The 24355-nt window shown below is 39.5% G+C and carries 12 protein-coding genes; all 12 read left to right on the top strand.

The window, feature by feature from the left end:
• The first annotated feature begins 136 nt into the window (after positions 1–136).
• Positions 137–343 carry a hypothetical protein gene (locus tag MICAI_RS21475; protein ID WP_149978071.1) on the top strand — a complete coding sequence of 69 codons (207 nt, stop codon included), beginning with the start codon at positions 137–139 and terminating at the stop codon, positions 341–343.
• 874 nt (positions 344–1217) lie between these two features.
• Positions 1218–5039: a type I polyketide synthase gene (locus MICAI_RS21470; RefSeq protein WP_008207021.1), complete on the top strand. Its 3822-nt coding sequence runs from the start codon at positions 1218–1220 to the stop codon at positions 5037–5039.
• 56 nt (positions 5040–5095) lie between these two features.
• A complete protein-coding gene (locus MICAI_RS21465) occupies positions 5096–5815 on the top strand; it encodes a hypothetical protein (protein ID WP_008207019.1) in 720 nt (239 codons plus the stop codon).
• Positions 5816–5985: 170 nt separating this feature from the next.
• On the top strand, positions 5986–7743 hold the full coding sequence (locus MICAI_RS21460; RefSeq protein ID WP_008207017.1) for an SDR family NAD(P)-dependent oxidoreductase: 1758 nt from the start codon (positions 5986–5988) through the stop codon (positions 7741–7743).
• A 45-nt stretch (positions 7744–7788) separates the two neighbouring features.
• Positions 7789–12792: a PfaB family protein gene (locus MICAI_RS21455; protein WP_008207015.1), complete on the top strand. Its 5004-nt coding sequence runs from the start codon at positions 7789–7791 to the stop codon at positions 12790–12792.
• Between the two features lie 141 nt (positions 12793–12933).
• Complete coding sequence (locus MICAI_RS21450; protein WP_008207013.1) at positions 12934–14508, top strand: PfaD family polyunsaturated fatty acid/polyketide biosynthesis protein; 1575 nt, start codon at positions 12934–12936, stop codon at positions 14506–14508.
• Positions 14509–14543: 35 nt separating this feature from the next.
• A complete protein-coding gene (locus tag MICAI_RS21445; protein ID WP_008207011.1) occupies positions 14544–15716 on the top strand; it encodes an MFS transporter in 1173 nt (390 codons plus the stop codon).
• 65 nt (positions 15717–15781) lie between these two features.
• Positions 15782–17059: an NAD(P)/FAD-dependent oxidoreductase gene (locus tag MICAI_RS21440; protein WP_008207009.1), complete on the top strand. Its 1278-nt coding sequence runs from the start codon at positions 15782–15784 to the stop codon at positions 17057–17059.
• A gap of 200 nt (positions 17060–17259) precedes the next feature.
• Positions 17260–18117, top strand: a complete 858-nt coding sequence (locus MICAI_RS21435; protein WP_008207007.1) for a PEP-CTERM sorting domain-containing protein — start codon at positions 17260–17262, stop codon at positions 18115–18117.
• A gap of 185 nt (positions 18118–18302) precedes the next feature.
• The gene (locus tag MICAI_RS21430) at positions 18303–19268 is read left to right on the top strand and encodes a hypothetical protein (RefSeq protein WP_008207005.1); all 966 of its coding nucleotides are present in this window, start codon (positions 18303–18305) and stop codon (positions 19266–19268) included.
• 55 nt (positions 19269–19323) lie between these two features.
• Positions 19324–20880, top strand: a complete 1557-nt coding sequence (locus MICAI_RS21425; RefSeq protein ID WP_232306249.1) for an efflux RND transporter periplasmic adaptor subunit — start codon at positions 19324–19326, stop codon at positions 20878–20880.
• 272 nt (positions 20881–21152) lie between these two features.
• Positions 21153–24254, top strand: a complete 3102-nt coding sequence (locus MICAI_RS21420; RefSeq protein ID WP_008207001.1) for an efflux RND transporter permease subunit — start codon at positions 21153–21155, stop codon at positions 24252–24254.
• Positions 24255–24355 lie beyond the last annotated feature (101 nt).

Raw genomic sequence — 24355 nt, 5'->3', positions numbered from 1 at the left:
TTAATTGACCCCCTCAAAATCGGTAAAAACCTACACCCCCCCCTGCCCCCCCGATGTCGGGGGGGCAGGGGGGGCCACACCCTGTCCCCACGAAAAACTTTTTCAGCAGACCCTAATTAAACCCGTAATTCGTCTCTTGATAAATTATGAAGTGGTGATTATTGGCGACCGAGAATTTCATAGTGTTAAGTTAGCCTATTGGCTCAAACAGCCCGAAAAGGAACCAAAAATATTTTTTGCTTTCCAGCAAAAAAAAGGAACTAACTATCAGAAAAATGGTCAAGATTATCAAACTTTCTCGGAGTTAAATCTCGTGCCAGGGATGAAGAGGTTTTGTAATTAGTCACCGCAATAAGGACAGCCTTATTGAGAATGAGGAAACCTAGAAGTATTACCAGATAAGGGTTTCTCGATCAACATATATGAAATACTTATATCTCCGGTTCTTCGTTACTTGGTATGGTTCGATCAGGGGGCAGAAATCGGCTAAATCCTTATCTGGCAAGAGACTTAATTGATTAGTTCGCTCTAGATCAAAAACAATTGACAAAAATCGCCAAATATCTTTCTCTATAAGGGTTTCATCTCTTATAATCCTGTCCGTTGCATAAGACAAACCGAAGAGCCATTTTTTTACTCACTTCTAAGTTTCAAAACTCCCCCCTGACAAGCTGTCGGGGTGCTTGTCACCCCTTGAGAGGATGTGGACTGGCAAAAATTAAGCAAGCTTTAGATTGATTAGTTATTGACATGAATAGTAATACAGAAATCGACAAAAATGAGCAACTATATGCAGGTAATTTGTGATAGATGATTAAGATAAATACGAAGCTGATTGTCAAAAGATAAGAAAAGCCAATCATAAATTACTAACCAATTTTGAGAGTTGGATAGAATCATTAGATCATCAGTTCTGTCTGAAAAAAACATCGACAATCATCGGTCAAATATAGATTTGATATCGATGAATATCGCCAATTCAGACTGGAATTGGCGTTACAAAGAGCGTGATGGACTACTCCACCTACCAGATTTCGTCTCCTCCTTGAACGGTTACTAAAAATCATCCATTTTTGAGAGTAGATCATCCATTGTATAAACGGGGAACTCTGCCTAAACTGAAGCTAAAGGGAATCAAACAATTCTTTGTTCATTCTTTAAGAACTATTCGTTGTCTCTACAGACTGCTATATTATTGATTGGAGAACACACCTACAATGTCTGCTCAATCCTCAACCTCTAGCCTAACTGCTTTACAAAAAACACCGATCGCTATTATTGGAATGTCGGCCCTATTTGCTAAGGCCAAGAATTTACAAGAATATTGGGAAAATATTCTCGGTAAAGTGAATGGAATCACTGAAGTGCCAGAAAGTGCCTGGAATTTAGAAGATTACTATGATCCAGACCAGAAAGCACCAGATAAGACCTATGCCAAATGGGGGGGATTTTTGCCTCAAATTGATTTTGACCCCTTAGAATTTGGTCTGCCACCTGATACGTTAGAAGCTTTAGATTCGGCTCATTTACTTGGTTTAGTGATGGCTAAACAAGCTTTAGAAGATGCGGGTTATGACCAAGGAAAAGAGTTTAATCGAGAAACAACAGGGGTTATTTTAGGAGGAAGCGGCCTCTGGAAAAGCATTACTCCCTTAACCAGTCGTCTGCAATATCCTCTCTGGAAGAAAATCTGCCAAAAAAGTGGTTTATCTCAAGAACAAACCGACAAAATTATCGAAAACATGAAGGCAGCCTATGTGCCTTGGCAAGAAAATTCTTTCCCCGGTATGTTACCAAACGTCGTAGCGGGTCGTATTACTAATCGCTTTGATTTCGGAGGAACTAATTGTGTGGTGGATGCAGCCTGTGCGAGTTCCTTAAGTGCTTTAAAAATGGCGATCAGTGAATTAATCGAAGGCCGTTGTGACATGATGCTTACAGGGGGCTTTGACACGGATAATTCCATCCTTAATTATATGTGTTTTAGCAAAACTCCGGCTTTTTCCAAGAAAGATTGTCTCAATCCCTTTGATGCCACCTCCGATGGCATGATGGTGGGGGAAGGATTGGGAATGCTGGTGATTAAACGGCTTGAGGATGCGGAACGAGACGGAGATCGCATCTATGCAGTGATTAAAGGCATCGGGACTGCTAGTGATGGTCGTTTTAAAAGTATCTATGCACCGCGTCCTGAAGGTCAAGTTAGAGCCTTACGGCGCGCCTATCAAGAGGCTGGATTTTCTCCCGCTACCTTGGGGTTAGTTGAGGCCCATGGTACTGGAACACCAGCAGGAGATTTTTGTGAATTTACAGCCCTGAATGAGATTTTTAGCGAAAATAACGCAGAAAAGCAAACGATTGCTCTGGGTAGTGTCAAATCTCAAATTGGTCATACTAAGGCGGCGGCGGGTGCTGCAAGTTTAATTAAAACGACTTTGGCCTTACATCATAAAATTCTTCCTGCTACCATTAATATTACCGAACCCAACCCTAAATTTAAGATTGAAGACTCGCCCTTTTATCTCAACACCGAAACCCGTCCTTGGTTGCCCAAAGGAGAGACACCGAGACGAGCCGGGGTTAGTTCCTTTGGCTTTGGGGGAACAGATTATCATGTGGTGTTAGAAGAATATACGCCCAAATTACCCCAAGGAGAAAATCGAATTCATCACCGTCCCCAATCAATTTTACTCTGGGGTCAAAATCCTGAAGAATTAAGGCAAACTTGTCAAAAAGCTCTAGAACAGTTGCAATCTCCCCAAGGGTCACAAGTTTATATTGAACTACAAAATCAAAGCCAATCGGCTCAACTTCCCTTAAAGGTTGCTAGAGTAGGCTTTGTTGCGACTTCCTTGGCTGAAGCGATTAAATTACTGCAAGCAGCCGTTAAACAGTTGCAAAAACAGCCTCAAGCAGACGCATGGGAACATCCCCAAGGTATTTATTACCGTAAGACGGGGTTATTACTTGAGGGAAAAGTCGTAGCACTGTTCCCCGGCCAGGGTTCTCAATACCTGAATATGGGTCGAGAAATTGCCCTAAATTTCCCAGAAATCCAAACCGCTTATCAAAAATTGGATACATTGAGAGCTAAAGCGGGTTTAACGCCCCTTTCAGAACGGGTATTTCCGATTCCTACCTTTAACGAGGTGGACGAAGAACGGCAAACCTCTTTACTGCAACGGACGGAAAATGCTCAACCTGCGATCGGGGGTTTCAGTGTAGGACTGTATAAAACGTTGCAAAAGACGGGATTTAAGCCCAATTTTGTGGCCGGTCACAGTTTTGGGGAATTAACCGCACTCTGGTCCGCGGGCGTTTTCACAGACGACGATTATTATTACTTGATCCAAGCTAGAGGCCAGTCCATGGCCGCACCGAAAGGAGCCACCCCTCAAGGGGCGATGTTAGCGGTGACTGGGAAAGTATCTCAGATAGCGCAATGGGTTGAAGGAATGGCCAATGTGCAGATTGCTAACTATAATGCACCTGAACAGGTGGTATTATCGGGATTAGCCTCAGAAATTGCCACTATTGATAAGATTTTAAGCTCTCAAGGCTATCGGGTTACGCCTTTACCCGTGTCTGCTGCTTTTCATACTTCTCTAGTACGTCATGCTAGTCAACCCTTTGGGAAAGCGTTGGATCAAGTGACGTTTCATGCGCCCCAACTTCCGGTTTATGCTAATGTGACGGCGGCCCCTTATCCCAAAGATTTATCAGGGATGCGTCAGCTTTTAGAAGCTCAGTTGTTGAATTCGGTTCAGTTTGTCCAACAAATTGAAAATATTTATGCTCAAGGCGGATATTGCTTTGTGGAAATTGGACCGCGCCAAATTCTCACTAACTTAGTTAAACAGATCTTAGGCGATCGCCCTCATCTGGCCATTGCGCTCAACCCCAGTCGGCAAAAGGACAGTGATGTTCAACTGTCACAAGGAGTAATGCAGCTTCGAGTTTTAGGTTTACCGTTAAACGATCTGGAAAATGCAGCTTTGACGGTGAAGACTCCTTCAAGCAAACGCAAAGGTATGACCCTTAAGCTGAATGCAACCAACTACATCAGCGATAAAACCAAAGCTTTGATCGGAGCTGCATTACAACCTGACTCACCTGCGGAAATAAAACCGTCAGTTGATTCCCAAACGGTTGAATCTAAGTGTGAGGAAGTGAAAGGATCGGAAAACGAGGAAATTTTAGCCTCTATTCCTTTCGTCAACCCTTATCCTTCTGATTCTCAGCCTCTTTCAGAGGAAATTCCAACACTCAATTTATCTATTGTTTCTCAAGATCAAACTGTAACCATGACTATGAACGAAGCTATTTCTAACAACATCAACCCTCTTTTACAAGCATTCTACCAATATCAACAGAGTCTTGCCAAGGTTCACGAAGAGTATATTAAACATCAATCTCAGAGTTTTCAGTCAGTGTTGCAGTTATTAAAACAAAAAGAGATGACAGTAGTTGCTCAAATTGACGAACTCTCTACCCCTGCTGCTTCTTCGGAGAATTCAAAATTTGATCGGCAAAATTCAGAGGTTTCCTCTGTTAGTTTTCCTGATCCTGCCCCTTTTAAGTCTGAACCTCAGCCCTTACGGACTCTAGAACCTCAACCTTTAAACATTGCACCTCAACCCTTACGGACTCCCGAACCTGAACCCGTTCACATTTCCCCCATTGTCAACTATTTAGAACCTCGTCAACCCATTGCACCCATCTCTACACCTGAACCTGTGTCAGGAGTGAGCGAACCTTCTTTAGACTCCATTCAAGATGATGCACTGAGTCAAGCCTTATTAGAGGTTGTCAGTGAAAAAACAGGCTATCCTACGGAAATGTTGGAATTAGAAATGGATTTAGAGGCAGATTTAGGCATTGACTCGATCAAACGGGTAGAAATCATGGGAAGTCTGCAAGAAGCTTTCTCTGGGTTGCCCAAACTTAGCCCTGAAGCCTTAGCAGAAAAACGTACCCTAGCCCACATTGTTCAGTACTTGAGGGAGAAAATGATGGTGACAGAAAAAAAAATAGCTTAGTTGTTACCTCTACCCAGTCTAACCATCGAAAACACGGTGATATTGGACGTTATCAAATGAAACTGAAGCCCCTTGCTGCACCTGATTATTGGGATTTTCCCTCAACCCCTTATCAAACCTGTTTGGTGACCGATGATGGTTCATCTACTACGGCCCAAGTTGCTCAAAGTTTGCTAAACCAAGGCTGGCAAGTTGTGGTTCTCAGTTTCCCTCAATTCCTTATTCCTGCTTGTTCTTCTCTTCCTGCGGGGGTTCGACATTTTGTTCTCAATCATTTAAGTGAAGAACATTTACAAGCACAATTGGGAGATATATTTAAAACTTGTGGACTGATCGGCACATTTATTCATTTACATCCTCTCTCTCAGGGGTTTAATCAAGATCAAGAGACTTCAATTAACACTGATCAAGCGATTGTTAAACAAGTGTTTTTACTAGCCAAACATCTTAAATCTTCTCTGACGCAAGCGGCCAGTAAAGGACGCAGTTGTTTTCTCAGCTTAACCCGTTTAGATGGAGAATTTGGTCTTAGTGGAAAACGAGAATTTAGCCCTATTAGTGGCGGTTTATTTGGCTTAACGAAAACCTTAAATCTAGAGTGGGAATCGGTCTTCTGTCGCGCTCTAGATATTAGTCCCGACTTAGATGACATGACAACTGCTCAAATTGTTTTAGCTGAATTGCATGATCCTAATAGCTTAATTCAAGAGGTGGGTTATACCCCAAAAGGTCGAATGACTTTGACTTGTGAATTAGCTTCTTTGAGCAGTAATTAGGGAAAAGTTAATAGTTAGAATAAAATTAGCTGGGCGCGAGCATTGCGCCCCTACAGAATTATATTTATTCAAATAAATTACGGTATAAATTCTGATTTTTGGCTAATATATACTAACTATTAAATATCAACTATCAACTATCAATTATCAACTAACACGGTATGTTCCCCATGATTAATGATACTCAACTTAATTCATCTTCGGTGGTTATTGTCAGTGGTGGTGGCCGAGGAATTACGGCTCAATGCGTTATCTATTTGGCGCGACAATATCATTGTAAATTTATTTTATTAGGTCGTTCGCAAATTTTAGACCCTGAACCTGAATGGAGTCTTTCTTGTCAAGATGAGTCTCAGTTAAAGAAGCAAATCATGCAACATTTAACAACTCAAAATGAAAAACCAACTCCGAAAAAAGTTCAAGCACTGTATCAACAACTCTGTCAAAGTCGTGAAATTAAGCAAACCTTATCAGAGATTGAAAAAGTAGGAGGAAAAGCTGAGTATTGCACTGTTAATGTTACCGATTCACAGCAACTAAAAGCAACTTTAAGACCGATTATTCAACGTTGGGGAGAGATTACGGGCATTATTCATGGTGCGGGAACGTTAGCAGATAAATTAATTGAAAACAAAACTGAACAGGATTTCGATAAGGTTTATAGTGTCAAAATTGATGGGTTAAATAGTTTATTAGGTTCCCTAGAAGTTAACCGATTAAAATTTATTGCCTTATTTTCTTCTTTTGTTTCATTTTATGGCAATATCGGTCAATCTGACTATTCTTTAGCTAACGAAATTTTGAACAAATATGCTTATTTACTTCAACAAAAATATCCTAAATGTCATGTTGTTTCTATTGGGTGGGGTCCTTGGGATGGGGGAATGGTGACACCACAGCTTAAACAGTTGTTTGAGCAGCAAAATATTAAGGTTATTCCTCAACAAACAGGGGCGCAAATGTTAGCGGAAGAATTAACCCAAACTCAAGCTAAAACCCCTCAGATTATTGTGATGAGTAACCCTATTTCTCCTTCTCCTAAACTGGTTACACCGCAAAAGCATAGTTACCGTTTATATCGTCGGTTGACGTTACGAGGAAACCCTTTCGTTTATGATCATGTCATCGGGGGAAATGCAGTTTTACCCGCGATGTGCGCCTTAGCATGGATCACTAATAGTTGCGAACAACTTTATAAAGGATATCGTTTTTTAAGTTGTCATAACTATCAAGTGCTTAAAGGAGTTGTCTTTGATAAAAGTTTAGCTAATTTGTATTGTTTGGATCTGACTGAAGTTGAGAAAACAGAAGATGAAATTAAATTTGAAGCCTTAATTTGGAGTGAAACCGCTAAAGGAATTCCCCTTTATCATTATCGGGCGATTATTAATATTACTAAACAAGTAATAGCTGAGAGAAAACTTGAGGAAAGTATTCAGCCTGTTAAGGAACCTTCCCTTAATTTCCAACCCTATCAAGAAGGAGTTCTGTTTCATCAGCCCAGATTTCAAGGAATTAAGAAAATCTTAGAAATTAATAACAACGAACTTCTTTTTAACTGTTACTTACCTCCAATTTCTACACAAGATCAAGGACAGTTTAGCGTTCAATCCTTTAATTCTTATACGGCTGATCTCTTGTTTCAATGTCTTTTAGTTTGGGTCAGAAAACACTACAATTCGGGTAGTTTACCCCTAAAACTAAATGAGCTTAAGCAGTTTAGTTCCCTCCCTTTTAATCAAGAATTTTGGATCAAATTATCCATTAATGAACATAGTGATACTAAGGTAATTGCTAATGCACTATCTTATCATTCTCAAGGTAAAATTTATTTAGAAGCAACTAATATGGAGGTTACTTTGAGTTCTTGTCTTAATGTTTTGTTTCTTAATAATACGGTGAATTCATCGAATACCGTTTGCTTGTAATTTTTTCTCAATTGATACCCTATTTACATTTTCACAGGAGATATTATGAAACCGTCCAAATTAGCGATCGCTGGCTTAAGTGGCTTCTTTAATCAGCTGTTAACCAGTCAACAACTATCAGCTTTAATTTATCAAGGAAACTCCCTTGATTATTCTAACAAAGCGATTAGTGATCATTCTTGGTCTATCTTATCAAAGATGTCTGATCAAGGGTTAAAAGATTGTACTTGTAAGATAGGAAAAAAAGTCGCTTTAATTACTGCTAATAATATTAGCAACAATCAAGAAACTGAGCTTAAAAATATTAGTTATCAATTGGAAAGATTATGGAATTGTTCCATTGTTCCCTTTCAATTAACCCAAGGCTCTGATTCTTTATTAAAGTCTCTCGAATTAGCCCAAATTCTCTTAACTGCCAAAGAAGTTGATACAGTTATTATTAGTGCGCTTAATAGGAATTGTGAGTCTATTATTGGCGGAGCTTTAATCCTCAAAGATTATGAAACAATCCCCAACAATAATAATACGCTTTTTTACGGGATTATTGATAGCTTTAGTAAAATAGTTAACCCCTTATCTTCTCCATCAGTTGCGATTAAACAAAGTTGTCAGCAAGCATTTAAAAATGCTAAGATTCACCCCTCAAATATTGGTTATTTAGCTGTTTCCTCAAGAGAGATAGATCAAGGGTTATTAGAAGCTTATTATGCTAATCATAATAACCTAACTTGTGCAGTTGGAACAGTCCAAGAGAATAATAATAACTTAGGGATAACTGAAGATTTAATTAGCTTAATTAAAACAGCACTTTGCTTAAAAAATCGTTATCTTCCTGCTTCCGCTCAACTGTTAACTTCTAATCTTACTCAAGAATGGCAAAATAGTTCTTTTTATCTACCTGATGTATCACTTCCTTGGTTTCTTGAAAAAGGACAAGAAAAACGCTATGCTGCGCTTAATTTAGTCAATCAAAATAATACTTATAGTCATTTAATTTTATCGGAAGCAACTCCTCAAAGTACACCCAATAATGGCTATTTACCCTATGCACCATTTTATCTATTTCCCCTCGCTGGAAATGATAGTTCATCTTTACAAAGTCAGCTTGATAACTTAACCCATAGTATTGAAAACAGTTTCTCCTTACCCCATCTTGCCAAAGAGAATTTTATTCAGTTTCAACAGAATTCTCAATCTCCTTATGTTGTAGCAATTGTTGGGAATAACAAAGAAGCTTTGCAAAAGGAAATTAAACAGGCTAAAAAAGGAATTGATAAAGCCTTTCACACAGGAAAGCCGTGGAAAAGTCCCCAAGGAAGTTATTTCACCCCTAAACGGTTAGGAAAAGTGGGTAAAGTCGCTTTTGTTTATCCTGGTGCGTTTAACTCCTATTTAGGAATGGGAAGAAATCTTTTTCAATTATTCCCTAAATTATGGGAGAGAGCAGAGAGTTTAATTAGTGATCCTGCTACCTTTTTTCAAGCAAACTCTCTTTATCCTCGCCGTCAATCTCCCCTTTCTAAACAAGACTTAGAAACCCTAGAAACTCAATTCATTGCTAACCCTTTATCTCTCTTAGAAACGGGAACGGGTTTTGCGGTTTTATTCACCGAAATTATGCAGAAATATTTTAAAATTAAACCTGATGCTGCCTTCGGTTATAGCATGGGAGAAAGTACCATGATGTATTCATTAGGAGTCTGGCCAAATGCGGATCAAGGAAGTCGATTTGTTCATTCTTCTCCCCTATTTAAAACCCGTTTAATGGGAGCTAAACAAGCCGTTGCAGAATCTTGGGGTCAACCGATAGATGAAAATTCATGGAGTAGTTATGTTTTAATGGCTACAGCTGAAGCAGTTCAGGAATGTCTAAAAACAGAAAGTAAGGTTTATTTAACCCATATTAATACCCCTCAAGAAGTTGCGATCGCAGGAGATTCTCAAGGTTGTTTACGGGTGATTGAAAAATTACAATGTGATCGGTTTCGTTCGCCTTCTGATATGGTTTTACATTGTGAAGTTATGCAATCAGAATACAATGAGTTTCTTAAGCTAAATACGGTGACAATAGGAACACCACCTGATACTATTTTTTATTCCTCTTCTCATTATGATTCTCTGGCCTTAGAACAAGAGAAAATTGGTGAGCATTTAAGTCAAGGAATGTGTCAAATGTTAGATTTTCCTCGCTTAATTGAACGCACTTATCACGACGGGGTAAAAATTTTTCTAGAATTAGGATCAGGAGGAAGTTGTTCTCGTTGGATATCGGAAACTCTTGGTCAAAAAGAGCATCTTGCATTGTGTATTAATCGTCGAGGTGCTGATGATTTAGCGACCATTATTAAGACGTTAGCACAATTAGTCAGTCATGGGGTAGAACTAGACTTATCTCCTCTTTATTTAACAGATGAAGCAGAAACCTTAGAAGCGATTTTTAAGACAGTGTTAACCACAGCACCCAAAGCTAATATCGAACCCCAAACCGAGCAACAAAATTCAATTATTCGAGAAAATACTGCTTCTCAAAAAGTCGCTGCTTTAGTCGCTTCTTCTACTCAAACTCTTTCACAAGTTCCAACCATTTCTACAGTTGATCATTTAAGAACAAGCGTTATTTCTTCTCATCCTAAAACCGTTAGACCTTGTTTATTTGATCAACCTGAGATTCTCGAATTTATTGAAGGTAAAGTCTCTAAGGTTTTTGGTCAAGAATATGAACCCATTGATCATTATACCCAACGAGTCAGAATGCCGTCTCCTCCCTTTTTGTTCGTCAGTCGGGTGACTCAATTAGAAGGAAAATTAGGTGATTATAAATCAGGTTTCATCGAAACAGAATATGATGTACCAGAAGATGCTTGGTATGCAGTAGATGGTCAATTAACGGTAGGAATTTGTAAAGAAGCCGGCCACGGACTCCTGATGCTATTAAGTTATATCGGGACAGATTTTGAAAATCAAGGAAAACGCTCTTTCCGTTTATTAGATTTATCTGCAACCTTCTTATTTGAACAACCGGAAAACGTTAAGTTGTTACGGTGTCGAGTTAAGATCACATCTTCGGTTAAAACTGATGATAGCTTATTAATTTTCTTTCAAGGAGAGGTGTTAATTGGCGAGCAAGTTTGGATGAAATTTCATAACGGTTGTGCTGGACTCTTTTCTGATGAAGAATTAGAAAAAGGACAGGGAATTGTGCTAAAAGAGGCTGAAGAAAAAGAACGAGACTTGATTAAAAGACAACAGTTTACTCCTCTTTTAAACTGTTCTAAGTCATCCTTTAAAAAAGAAGAAATTTTTAATCTAAGTCGAGGAAATATTGAGGCTTGTTTCGGGAAAACCTATCAACAAAATGGCTTAAATTCTTCCCTCAGATTACCCCCCGAAAAACTCTTAATGTTAGAGAAAGTGATGATGGTAAATCCTCAAGGAGGAATAGCTGGACTAGGTTTAGCAGTGGGAGCAAAACAGATCACCCCTGAGGACTGGTATTATTCTTGTCATTTTAAAAATGACCCCACTTTACCGGGGAATTTAATGATTGAAGGAAGTATCCAACTGGTGCAATTTTATTGTTTATGGTTAGGGTTACAAACTCACAGGAAAGATGCTCGTTTTCAGGTGATTCCAAATCAAACCCAAGCAGCCCGTTTTCGGGGACAAGTGACTCCCCAACATGGAACTTTAATGTATCAAATGGAGGTGTTAGAAATTGGACTTTCTCCTCAACCTTATCTTCTGGCTAATGTGGATGTTATTTTTGGCGGAAAAACCATTGCTACTATTAAAAATATTGGTGTTCAACTGGTAGAAAAAACAGCTACCATTCCCAGTATTTTTCAACCCATTGAGTCAGAAACATTCCCCCATATTTCCCAATTATCAAAACAGTCATCGGTTTTATTTAATGAAAACCAATTAAAAACCTTTGCTCAAGGATCAGTGGCTGCTTGTTTGGGATCAGAATTCGATATTTATGAAAATCGTCAATCGGTTCGTTTACCTAAGGGGGAGTTTAAGTTAGTCAGTCGGGTATTAGACATCAAAGGTAAGCGTCATGAATTGCAAAAACCATCGGAAATTATTACCGAATTTGATGTCAAAGAAAATGCTTGGTTTTATAACCATAATGCCTATCCCACTTTACCTTACTGTACCTATATCGAAATTGCAGGTCAACCTTGTATTTTCTTAGGGGTTTATATGGGAGCAACTTTATTATTCCCAGAAGATGATCTTCATTTTCGTAATTTGGATGGACAGGGAACAATTCTCAAAGAAATTGACCTCCGTAATAAAACCATTACGGATAAAGTTCGTCTCCTTTCTACTACCGCTATTCAAGGGGCAATCATTCAAAAATTTGAGTTTGAATTATCTTGTGAGGGTGAACCTTTTTATCGGGGTAATATGGTTTTTGGAGACTTTAGCACAGCAGTGTTAGCAAATCAAGTGGGACTTGATGGCGGAAAACGGCTTAAACCTTGGTATCAATTGAATGATTTATCCGATTTAAGCGTAGAGGAAATTAATTTACAAGATTCCTTAACTCACCAAAACTTCTATTCAGTAAATCCTGAAAAACCCCACTATCGTCTTTCTCAAAATTATCTTGATTTTATCGAAAAAGTTTTTCTAATTGAAGATGGGGGTAAGTATCAAAAAGGATATATTTATGCCAGCCAATCAATTACTCCCGAAGATTGGTATTTTCCATTCCATTTCTATCAAGATCCCGTCATGCCTGGTGCCTTAGGCATTGAGTCTATTCTTCAAGCTATGCAAACTTATGCGCTGCAATTAGACTTAGGCAAATCTTTTAAAAATCCTCGCTTTGGTCAAGCCATTAATCATCAAATTACCTGGAAATATCGAGGACAAATTACACCCGAAAATCGTTTAATGTCTTTAGAAGTGCATATTTCCGATATTCGAGTTGAAGATGATGTAATCACAATTATCGGAGATGCCAGTCTTTGGAAAGAAGACTTAAGAATTTACGAAATTAAAGACATCGCCTTGTGTCTATTAGACAGTGAACAGTGAACAGTTAACAGAGACCAGTGTATCTCGACTACTTGGTTAGTGCATTAAGCATCGAACTGCGATAAACCCAGTTACCAGTGAATAGTAAACACCCATCTTTTCCTTCAGTTTAAAGTCAATAACAATGGAGAAATAAACCCCATGTTAGCTAACCATAACCCTCTTACTAGCGCCCCTAAATCATCCATTTCCTTTGATAGTGAAGGAATTCGAGAAAAATTAGCCAATTTAGAGCAGCCTTGTTATGTATATGTCAAAAATAACCAGATAGGACTTTCTCACGAACCTAATGCTGATATACTGCCCCGTAGCATGATTAATGCCCTATCACCCCAACAATTAGGCGATCGCGCTTTTTGTCACTTTCATGGTTTAGACTATGCTTATGCAGCCGGTGCAATGGCCGGGGGTATCGCTTCCGAAGATTTGGTGATTTCTTTGGGAAAAGCTGGATTTTTAGCCAGTTTTGGGGCAGCCGGGTTAGTTCCCCAACGGGTTGAAAAAGCCATTCACACCATTCAAGAAGCTTTACCCAATGGACGATATGCCTTTAATTTAATCCATAGCCCCTCAGAGGAAGCCCTAGAACGGGGTTCAGTGGAACTTTACCTCAAATATGAGGTAAGAACTGTTGAAGCCTCTGCTTATATGGATTTAACCCCCCATATTGTCCGTTACCGAGCATCAGGATTACATCTCAATTCTCAAGGCGATATTGAAACCGAAAATAAGATCATTGCCAAAATTTCTCGGACCGAAGTTGCTCAGAAATTCTTAAAACCTGCTCCCCCTAAACTGCTGAAAGCTTTAGTCGAACAGGGACAAATTACAACCTTACAAGCAACTTTAGCTGAAAAAGTTCCTTTAGCCGATGATATAACCGTTGAAGCTGACTCTGGTGGTCACACAGATAATCGTTCTTTGGTTTGCCTTCTCCCTTCTATTATTGCCTTACGCAATGAGATTCAACAGCAATATCAGTATGAGCGTTCTATTAGAGTGGGGGCCGCCGGTGGGATTAGTACTCCAGAATCAGCCTTAGCGGCCTTTATGATGGGAGCAAGTTACATTATCACCGGTTCGGTGAATCATGCTTGTATTGAAGCGGGAACATCTGAACATACCAAACAATTATTAGCCCAAGCAGCAATGGCCGATGTGGTAATGGCCCCTTGTGCTGATATGTTTGAAATGGGGGTGAAAGTTCAACTCTTAAAACGGGGAAGTTTATTCCCCATGCGCGCGCAAAAATTATATGATTTGTATCAAACTTATGAGGGAATTGATGCCATTCCGACCGAGGTTCGTCAAACCATAGAAAAGCAAATTTTCCAAAAACCATTAGAGGCAGTTTGGCAAGAAACCGTTGCTTATTTTCAAGAGCGAGATCCCGAACAAATTGAACGAGCGAATAATAATCCTAAACGGAAAATGGCTTTAATTTTTCGCTGGTATTTAGGGCTTTCTTCTCGTTGGTCAACCAGTGGACAGCCGCAACGAACAATGGATTATCAAATTTGGTGTGGTCCGGCGATGGGTTCATTTAACGATTGGGTTCGAGGAACTTATTTAGAATTTTCCGAAAATCGTCAAGTGGTGGATGTAGCAACTCACATCATGCGCGGTGCCGCTTATCTCTATCGTCTGCAAAGTCTGAAGTTACAGGGGGTTAATCTTCCGTCTCCCTATCATTTTTATCGTCCCACGCCTCTTTAACAACCCCCTTATGAACCTTGTGCTGGAATTTTACCATGATGACTAAAAATGCCAATTCTCCCTTTTCTGTTGGACTTCCCGCCCTTTATTTAGTGGCCTTTTTATCGGGAATTTCCCTAGGGTTATTTAATCCCTTTGTTTCTACCCTTATGAAAGAAGAGGGTTACGACAATATTGTTATTGGGGCAAATTCTACTCTTTACTTTTTTGTCATTGCCGCCGGAACACCAATTGTGGCTAGTATTCTTCGCCAAATTGGATTAAGAAAAACCATGATGTTAGGATTCCTTTTAATGGGAATAACTGCACCTCTATTTGCCTTTACTACTCAATTATCTCTTTGGTTTATCATTCGTGGCGTTATGGGTTTGGCCTGTTGTTTATATCTGATTTCTGGACAAACCGCTATTAACTATTTTTGTAATGATCAAAATCGAGCCATGGTTAATGGTTTAGATGCTTTAGCTTTTAGCTTAGGTTTTGGTATCGGTCCGATTATGGGAGCAGTCGCCTATAATCTTTCTCCTAAGATCACTTTTTTATTAGGAAGTGGCTTAATTTTAAGTGGAATTGTTGTTGTCTTTTTTGGATTACCAGAGAAAACGGTTAAGTTTCAAAAGCCCAACTTTAGCATTATTCAAAAGCTCAAACTTCCCCTACAAGGAGCTTTTGCTTATGGCTTCAGTGTTGCCACCTTAGTTTCTCTTTATCCACTTTTTTTACTCGAACAAAACTATGGTATTGAGCGCATGGGGTTAATCTTTGGCTTGTTTATTTTAGGCGGATTAATTTCAACCATTCCTATTACTCATTTAGCCGATAAGATGGGTAAGATTAAGGTTTTAGTCGGTAGTGTAATTATTGTCATTGTTTCAGTTTTTGGCTTATCTTTAATCCAAAATCCCATGATTACCCCCTTTTTAGCTTTTGTCTCTGGGGTAGGAATGAGTCCCATTTTTCCCTTATCGTTAGCCCTGATTGGTTCTACCGTTACCCTTAATGAATTATCCTCCGGGAGTGCTGTCTTTACCTCAATTTATAGTGCAGGTTGTACCGCCGGTCCTATTCTATCAGCTATTGTCATGACCATGATGGGAACTCGGTATATCTTCTCATTAATGTTAGTCATTTTTGTCTTATTTTTGCTGAGTTTAAGTCAGTCCAAAAAGTCCCATCTTGACTATCAACATTCTTCGGAGAATAGTTAGGAAAGTTTCTTCAATTTTAACCCCCACTAATTAACCACCTTCACAATTTATTCAAGGACAAAATTATGGAAAAATTAGCAATCATTGGTTCGGGTATTTCTGGCTCTCCCATCGCCTATTATCTTCAAGATCAATATGAGGTTGATGTCTATGAAAAAAGTAGTCGTGTTGGCGGTCATGCTCACACCTTAGATTTAGATGAAGATGGTCAACGGATTTCTTTTGATACGGCTTTTGTAGTTTGTAATAAACCTAATTATCCCAACTTGATGAAATTTTTTGCTGATTTAGGAGCAGAGACTCAAGATCATTTAGGCGGATTTAATTTTTATAATTTGGATACTGGAATGCAGTTTAATTCCCTAGATTTAGAACTGCCGATGGAAGAATTTGCTCGTCAGCAATCCTCTGAATTAGTCGCTTGTTATCAAGAAGCTAAACGTTTTTTCTCAGAAGCACGGGCTGATTTTTGGGAAGGAAAAACGAGAATTTCTATGCAAGAATATCTAGATAAAAATAACTATAGCCAAGCCTTTCGAGATAACTTTGTCATGCTAATGGGGTCAGCCGTTTGGTCAATTCCTACTGATTTATTAATGGAGTTTCCCGCTTCAACTTTCATCAGCTTTTTTATGACTCATGACCAAGGAGGATTAGGGGGAAAAACGGTCGAATGGCAAACCGTTAAAGGAGGAAGCAGTCGTTATGTTGAAAGGGTCAAAGATGCTTTAAAGAAACCCATTCGCACTGAACAAGAAGTGGTTTTTATTCAAAAAAGGGAAGACGGAAAAGTAACGGTTAAAACCACCACCGATGAAGAGGTTTATGATAAAGTTGTCATCGCTACTCATGCCGATCAAGCATTAGAAATACTGGCTGAACCAACCCCGTTAGAAAAACAAATATTAGGCTGTTTTAAATACAATGAAACCGCCGTCACTGTTCACACTGATCCCGTTATTATGAACCCCGATCGCAGTAAATGGCAATCCTGGAATTATGGGCAAGTAAGTAAAGAAGGAAAGCTTTATACTTATGTCACTTATTATGCTAACAAAGTCCATAATTTTACGGCTAAGAAAGATTATTTTGTTTCCCTAGATACCCCCCCCATCGCCATTGATGAAGACAAAATTATCCGCATTCTTAAGTATCGACATCCAGCTTATGACATGAATACTCTAGAGGCGCAAAAACAAATTTATCAACTCAATGAAACTGGCCCTATTTACTTCTCAGGGACATATTTCCACATCAAAAAACGAGGCATTGATTCCTATGGCTTTCATGAAAGTGGCATCGGTTGTGCGGTTGAATTAGTTGAACGTTTGAGAAAAGGATAATGTTTGGCAAAATACAGAATCAATAATCAGTAACTATACTCAAGTATTTGGGTTGACTCTTTTGAGTAAATTTAACTACAGCTAACTGTTAGTTTCTTAAAAGAAGTTGAAAAATTCTGATCTTTTATGAAACCTCCTTTAGGTTAGAGAACACATTCTTGACTACAAACTCTAAAAAATTGACACAGGAGACTTAAACAATGCTCTCAAAACATCTAGTAACTCTATTAGGATTAACCTCTGTAATAGTATTTAATCCTCTTCTCTCCGTTAAAGCTGAACCTATTATTTATATCGAAACAGGTGGAAAAGAAAGTCTTAGCTTTGATCCCAATGGATTAGCCATCTTAGAAAGTATTGGTTTATCTTTGGCATCTGTTGAGGATACTAATACTCCTGCACCAGGATACGATCATGCTTTTGATATTCTTCCTCCCAGTTCTGATCCCAATATACGAGGAACTGACTGGGTATTTAGTTACGATAAAGAAACAGGCAATTATGAAGTGATTAGTGGAACGACTGAATTTACGGGAAGTATATTTTTTAACGTTGATCAAAATAAGTTGAGTCTTCCCTCAGTTTTAGAAATAGGAAATTTTTCCGCATCCTTCCAAACAAACACTAATCCAGATATTCCCTTACCCTTTTTGGTTTTTATAACCGATACACTCAATACAGGTCTTAAAGTTCTCAGTCCGATCGAACCTGGATTACCTAATGTTGACCTCAATAATAATACTTGGTCACTGGAACCTGTTCCTTTTCTTTTCACTAAAGAATTTAGTGATTTTTTAGGAAAAGCTGGAGCGACTCAATCGGTGGAAGGGCTACAAATTGCTATCGGTAGAGCAGATCGTTCATTTGTGCCTTTATCGACTCAAAGTGTCCCTGAACCAAGCAGTATATTAGGATTATTAATGGTTGTCTTAGTTGCAGGTTTTCTAAATTTTTATGTATTAAATAAAACTACTAATTTTTTACTAAATCATTTAACTAGACTCCTCGACAAAAACAAAAAATCTACAAATTGTGCCAAAGATTCTCCATTTTGCTGAGGACTTTCCCACTTTAAACTAGATATAGATGATGTCTAGATAGATTGAAATTAAAAAAACTTAATCATCAAATCTAAAATTAATCTATCTAAATCGCTAATCCTTGCCAATTTAGAAATACCTTGATTAGTAAAAACCCTTAATGGTTTTTCAATATGCCCCTATTTTGAATTAGGAAAAAACTCATGTCTATGCGTCATTTTGCTTTATTACTTGGGCTAACTACCACTGGAACAGCCACTTTATTAGCTCCCCTTCCCACTCGTGCTGCTAGTTGTGAAACAGGTGATTTATTTGATTTTGGTTCCATCCAATTTATTACAACTCGGCCCATTGCTTCTAATAACTGTTTGCGGTTATTTGGAAAGCGAACAGACCCGACTCCTCAAGGATTTGTGGGCTATGGCGCAGGTCACACTGAAACCGCTTTAAATTCACCAGGAAATCCAGCCCCCTATTATGCTGCGGGGATTGATTTTAGTCCCGAAAATGTGCCAGGTGCAACCCGATCCGCCACCTTGTTAAATAATATTACAGGATTTTCTAACTTTGCGACTTTCCTCACCAATAACAGTATTAATGTCGATCGTATTGGGTTTAGTTTTGGTCCTAAAAACGGGGATTTTACCAAGAGTTGGAATTTAGGAAATGATATTAATGGACAGAACTATTTTTCCTCTCCTACATCTTCTCTAGAAGAACGCATTTATGCCGCTAATCTTAATGAAGTAGAAAGCTTTTTATTGCTAGATACCACTAAAATTATTAGCTTTGGTTATAGTGATATTTACTCATTCTTAGAATATGGTGCAACCACTGCTTCTAGTGATGACACAGAAGCCATTATTAGTGATCCCTTTACTGTTTCTAAGGTAGCCGGCCTGCTCGGAGAATTTGACGGATTAGCCGATGCTTTCTTAGCGGATGTGAGTTCTAATAAGGTACAATTAGTCAGTGAAGATGCCGCCGTTTTTCCAGATCGTGTTTTTTTTGATCCTTCGTTGGGTAATTTGAATCCTGTCATTTCGATTCAATTTCCCCTGCAACTGAGAATTGTTTCGACTCCCGAACCGTCTGTTATCCTTGGCTTAATGAGTTTAGGCATTATTGCCGTGGGGTGTCGTTTAAAAAATAAAATTCGGAAAGAATAAGACAGCAGTTGTAGATAAGCTGAGACCCATCCCGGTCTTCACGTTAAATGCTCTCATGAATAGACTTATGCCAGATAGCCATCCTCTGTCACCCCCGACGTCGGAAGATCCCCTAAAAATCACCGTCACCTCTTCTGAACCTCAAAAACACTCACAACGCCGTTTCCAAGGGGTTAGGCGATGGTATCTTGGGGGACTTTTATTGTTAGGAGTCGGTTATGGGATTGGGTCAATGCGTCAACCAACTCAACCAATCGCCCCTTCTGTTGCTGAAAATGAACATCTTCTCCCCGTTGAAATCGACCAGCTAGTACAGGTCAATGCTTATCAACAGTCTCGAACTTACACTGGGGAAATTGTCGCTCAAAATACCAGTGATTTAGGGTTTGAACGAGGAGGAACAATGACTCAACTGCTGGTGACAGAAGGACAATGGGTGAATCAAGGAACGCCCCTTGCTCGTTTAGATGACCGTCAATTAATCGCCCAAAAACAAGACTTATTAGCCCAAAAACAACAGGCTTTAGCACAATTAAAGGAAATGGAGGCGGGTTCTCGTGCTGAAACCATTGCCGCAGCCCAAGCAAATTTGGCTCAAGCAAAAGCTCAGCTACAAGAGATGGAAGTGGGACATCGTGCTGAAACCATTGCGGCAGCTCAAGCGCGTTTGAAAACCCTGCAAGCACAATTAGCTTTGGCTCGTAGTAAACAGGAGCGACGACAGAATCTTTATACGCAAGGGGCTATTTCTCGTGAACAGTTTGACGAAGTGGTCACAGATATGGATAGTCAACAGGCAAGGGTTAATGAGGCCCAGAGCCAATTAGATGAGCTATTAGCAGGAACACGCCCTGAAATCTTAACTCAACAGCGAGCAAGGGTTAAACAGGCTCAAAGTCAACTGGATGAGTTGTTAGCAGGGACTCGCAGGGAAGTGATTGAAGCCCAAAAAGCAGCTATTAAACAGCTAGATAGTCGTTTAGCTAGTATTGAACTTGATTTAGAAAAGACCGTTCTTAAAGCCCCTTTTTCGGGCAAAATTCAAAAACGTTATCTCGATCAAGGAACGGCGGTACAAGCGGGTCAAGGGGTGGTGCGTTTGGTACAATTAGACGGGGTTAAAGCCCATATTGGTGTTCCTACGTCCCTGACTTCTGAGATCAAGATGGGACAATCACAAACCCTACAAATTGACCAAAAATCTTATTCAGCGACCGTTAAGGCAATTTTACCTGAACTAGATGCTGCCAGTCGTACCGTAACGGTGGTTTTTCAAGTTAAAGGAGCAGGAAGTACAGGCGAGATTACCTCGCCCCTACTAACCACTGGACAAATTGTAACCTGGCAATGGCAACAAAACATTAATACTTCGGGTTATTGGCTACCTAGTACCGCTCTTGTTAAGGGAATTCGAGGATTATGGTCAATTTATGTCTTAGGAGATGGGAATGCATCCCAAGGATTTGTCGTAGAACGTCGGGATGTGGAGGTTTTATACACCGATGGGGAGCGAGTTCTCGTGCGAGGAACATTAGACGGAACCGAAAAAGTGATTACTAATGGCACAAATCGCATTATTTCGGGGCAAAGGGTAAAAATTAGTAAACAGTAAACGGTGAGCAGTTATCAGTTAACAGTGAACAGTGAACAGTAAACAGTGAGCAGTTATCAATGAAAAGCTGAACACCTATTACTTATTACTTATTACTTAAGTGGGTGGGTGGAATTAAATATAAGATGAACGTAGGTTGGGTTTCATGCTTCAACCCAACCCCCGATTATGTTAAGCTACCGCTAACCCATCCTACAAATAATTGTGCCTCCCTACTTATTACTTTCTCCCCCAAACTTCATAATTCTCAATTCTTAATTGATCATTCTCCTATGTCTTCTATCTTTTATAAAAACGTCCGATTATTAATTTTAACCATTCTGGCGATCGTAGTTTGGGGGCTATCTTCCTTTTTCAGTTTACCTCGTATGGAAGATCCCGAATTAACCCCTCGTTTTGCGGTCATTAACACCCAATTTCCTGGCGCAACTCCTGAACGGGTAGAAACCCTTGTTACAGATAAATTAGAACAAGCTTTACTAGAAGTCGAAGAAATTCAAAATATTGATTCTACCTCTCAGCTTGGCTTCTCCAGCATTACCATTGAATTAAATGACCAAATTACCGATGTTGATCCCGTTTGGTCACAAATTCGTGATAAAGTTAATGATGCTGTTTCTCAATTACCATCGGGAACTTCTCTCCCTGAATTTGAAGAATCAAAACCGAAAGCCAACGCCTTAATTGTTGCTTTAACTTGGCAATTATCAATCCCTCCGAATTATGGTATTTTGAGCCGTTGGGCGCAAGAATTAGAAGATGATTTACGGTCAATTGAAGGAACAGAAAAAGTTGAATTATTTGGCAATCCTACGGAAGAAATTCGAGTTGAAGTTGATCCCCAACAATTAACCCATTTAGGGTTAACTATACAGTCCCTTTCTCAACAAATATTAGAAAGTGATGCCAAAGTTGCTGCCGGCCAATTACGAAGCGAACAAAGTAACTTATTGCTGGAAATTGAAGGAGAATTAGATTCTTTAGACCGTTTAAATCGTTTATCAATTAAATCAGGTGCTTCTAGTCAAGTAGTGCGATTAGGTGATATTGCCCGAATTAGTAAAGGAATTGAAGATCCCCCCAGAGAAGTCGCGATGATTAAGGGAAAACTGGCGATCGCAATTGCTGCTTTTGTGGAATCTGATAGACGCTTAGATTCTTGGATGACAGTCGCCAAGGCTAAGTTAGAAAGATTTGAAAAAAACCTTCCTCAAGGAATTGGCCTACACATTATCTTTAATCAAAGTCGTTATGTGCAGCAACAACTGGACTCGGTTTTATCAAACCTGATCATGGGTGCTGTCTTAGTTTTTGGGATCACCTTTGTGATCATGGGCTGGAAATCATCTTTAATCGTGGGAACATCCCTTCCTTTATCAGTTTTGATGGTTTTTGGCAGTATGAAGGTGTTAGGCATTCCCCTACATCAAATTTCGGTAACAGGGTTAATTATCGCTTTGGGATTATTAATTGATAATGCGATTATTGTGGTTGATGAGGTGCAAATGGCTTTAAAAGAAGAAGAAGGTATATCACCGCTCAAAGCCGTTGCTACTACCGTACATCATATTTTTATTCCCTTACTCGCTTCTACCTTTACCAGTGTTATCGCTTTTTTGCCCATTGCTACCGCTTCAGGAGGAACTGGAGAATTTACCGGAACGATTGGAGTAACCGTAATTTTAGCCCTAATTAGCTCGTTTATTCTATCTGTCACCGTGATTCCCGCCTTAGCGGGAAGATTACATCATTGGCAACCAACCCCCACAAATGGATATTGGTGGCAAAGCGGATTTACCCATTCTCGTTTAACCTCCCTTTATAAGTGGAGTTTAGATCGCACTTTTCAACGTCCCTTATTAGCGATCGCCCTTATTCTTATTCTTCCCTTATGGGGTTTTATTGGCTTTCCTGCCCTACAACAACAGTTTTTCCCCCCCACCGATCGCGAACAATTTCATTTAACCTTTGAATTACCCATCAGTGTGTCTTTACCCGAAACTCAGTCTCAAGTGATGCAAGCTCGAAAGTTAATCTTACAGCATCCTGAAATTCAAGACGTTCAATGGTTTATTGGGAAAAGTGCGCCGTCTTTTTACTACAATGTCTTACAAAATCGAGAACAATCTCCTAATTATGCTCAAGGAATTGTTCAACTTCAGAAAAACGTCAAGTCGGGTGCGTTAATTCGCACCTTACAGCAAGAATTAGATCAAGCCTTTCCCCAAGCGCAAATTATTGTCCGACAATTAGAACAGGGTCCGCCGTTTGATGCACCGATTGAATTACGCTTATATGGGTCAGATTTAGTGCAATTACAGGTTTTAGGGGATCAAGTTCGGGCCGAATTAGCTAAAACCCCTGATATTATCCATACTCGCGCCACTTTAAGCGAAAGTTTGCCCAAATTAGCTGTCAATCTTAATGAAGAAAAGTTACGTTTAGCAGGGTTAGATAAAACAGCCGTTGCTCGTCAATTAGACACCAGTTTAGAGGGAACAGTCGGAGGCTCGATTTTAGAAGGAACGGAGGAACTCCAGGTTAAAGTCCGCACTTCCGATAGTCAACGGGGCAATCTAGCAGAAATTAGCTCATTAAACCTCTTATCTTCAGGAAATTCTGCACAATCTTCTCAAACCATTGTTCCCTTATCAGCGGTGGGAAATGTGGAAATTGTCCCCGATATTGTTACCATTGCGCGTCGTAATGGCCAACGGATGAATACCATACAGGGTTTTATTCCAGCTGGTGTATTACCGGAACAGGTACTCTCTGAGTTTGAAAAACGATTAGAAATGAGTAATTTTCAGTTACCCTATGGTTATTCATGGGATTTTGGCGGAGAACAAGGAGAACGTCAGGATGCTTTAAGTAATTTGATTGCAACTCTTGGGGTTTTAGCGATCGTTATGGTGGCCAGTTTAGTCCTCACTTTTAATTCTTTCCGTATGGCTAGTATTATTATTCTTGTGGCGATTTTATCCTTAGGACTAGGCTTAGGATCATTGGCCTTGTTTAATTATCCTTTTGGGTTTACAGCGATTTTAGGGATCATTGGACTGTTAGGAATCTGTGTTAATGATTCGATCGTAATTCTTGACGCTTTGCGTCATGATACTCAAGCCAGCCTTGGTTCACGTCGAGCAACTCGAAATGTGGTTATGCGAGCTACTCGTCATGTGGTAGCGACCACCTTAACCACGATTATCGGGTTTATCCCTTTATTATTTGATCCCAGTGGTTTTTGGCCACCTCTTGCGATTAGTATTGTCGGTGGGTTAGGTGGGGCAACTTTAATGGCGTTATATTTTGTTCCTTCCGTATATCTACTCTTCGGTCGTAAAAACCTTACACAGACTGCTAAACCGTGGTAGCGGTATGATTATCGCCGTCATTTTGCCCACCTTCCGCACTTCTTAACATTCAATTGATAATTTTTACTAATACATTGCTTACAACCGTTTGCCAGTAAAGA

Origin of the sequence: Microcystis sp. T1-4, from assembly GCF_000297435.1 — a bacterium.
Classification (GTDB): Bacteria; Cyanobacteriota; Cyanobacteriia; order Cyanobacteriales; family Microcystaceae; genus Microcystis.
The sequence above is the reverse complement of the archived record's forward strand: the minus strand, read 5'-3'. Positions and strand labels throughout refer to the sequence as shown.

Bases quoted from the DNA above. Each gene is read 5' to 3' on its own strand.
- MICAI_RS21430 (WP_008207005.1), top strand. From the start codon at position 18,303: ATGTCTATGCGTCATTTTGCTTTATTACTTGGGCTAACTACCACTGGA.
- MICAI_RS21425 (WP_232306249.1), top strand. From the start codon at position 19,324: ATGAATAGACTTATGCCAGATAGCCATCCTCTGTCACCCCCGACGTCG.
- MICAI_RS21445 (WP_008207011.1), top strand. From the start codon at position 14,544: ATGATGACTAAAAATGCCAATTCTCCCTTTTCTGTTGGACTTCCCGCC.
- MICAI_RS21440 (WP_008207009.1), top strand. From the start codon at position 15,782: ATGGAAAAATTAGCAATCATTGGTTCGGGTATTTCTGGCTCTCCCATC.
- MICAI_RS21435 (WP_008207007.1), top strand. From the start codon at position 17,260: ATGCTCTCAAAACATCTAGTAACTCTATTAGGATTAACCTCTGTAATA.
- MICAI_RS21460 (WP_008207017.1), top strand. From the start codon at position 5,986: ATGATTAATGATACTCAACTTAATTCATCTTCGGTGGTTATTGTCAGT.
- MICAI_RS21455 (WP_008207015.1), top strand. From the start codon at position 7,789: ATGAAACCGTCCAAATTAGCGATCGCTGGCTTAAGTGGCTTCTTTAAT.
- MICAI_RS21450 (WP_008207013.1), top strand. From the start codon at position 12,934: ATGTTAGCTAACCATAACCCTCTTACTAGCGCCCCTAAATCATCCATT.
- MICAI_RS21465 (WP_008207019.1), top strand. From the start codon at position 5,096: ATGAAACTGAAGCCCCTTGCTGCACCTGATTATTGGGATTTTCCCTCA.
- MICAI_RS21470 (WP_008207021.1), top strand. From the start codon at position 1,218: ATGTCTGCTCAATCCTCAACCTCTAGCCTAACTGCTTTACAAAAAACA.
- MICAI_RS21420 (WP_008207001.1), top strand. From the start codon at position 21,153: ATGTCTTCTATCTTTTATAAAAACGTCCGATTATTAATTTTAACCATT.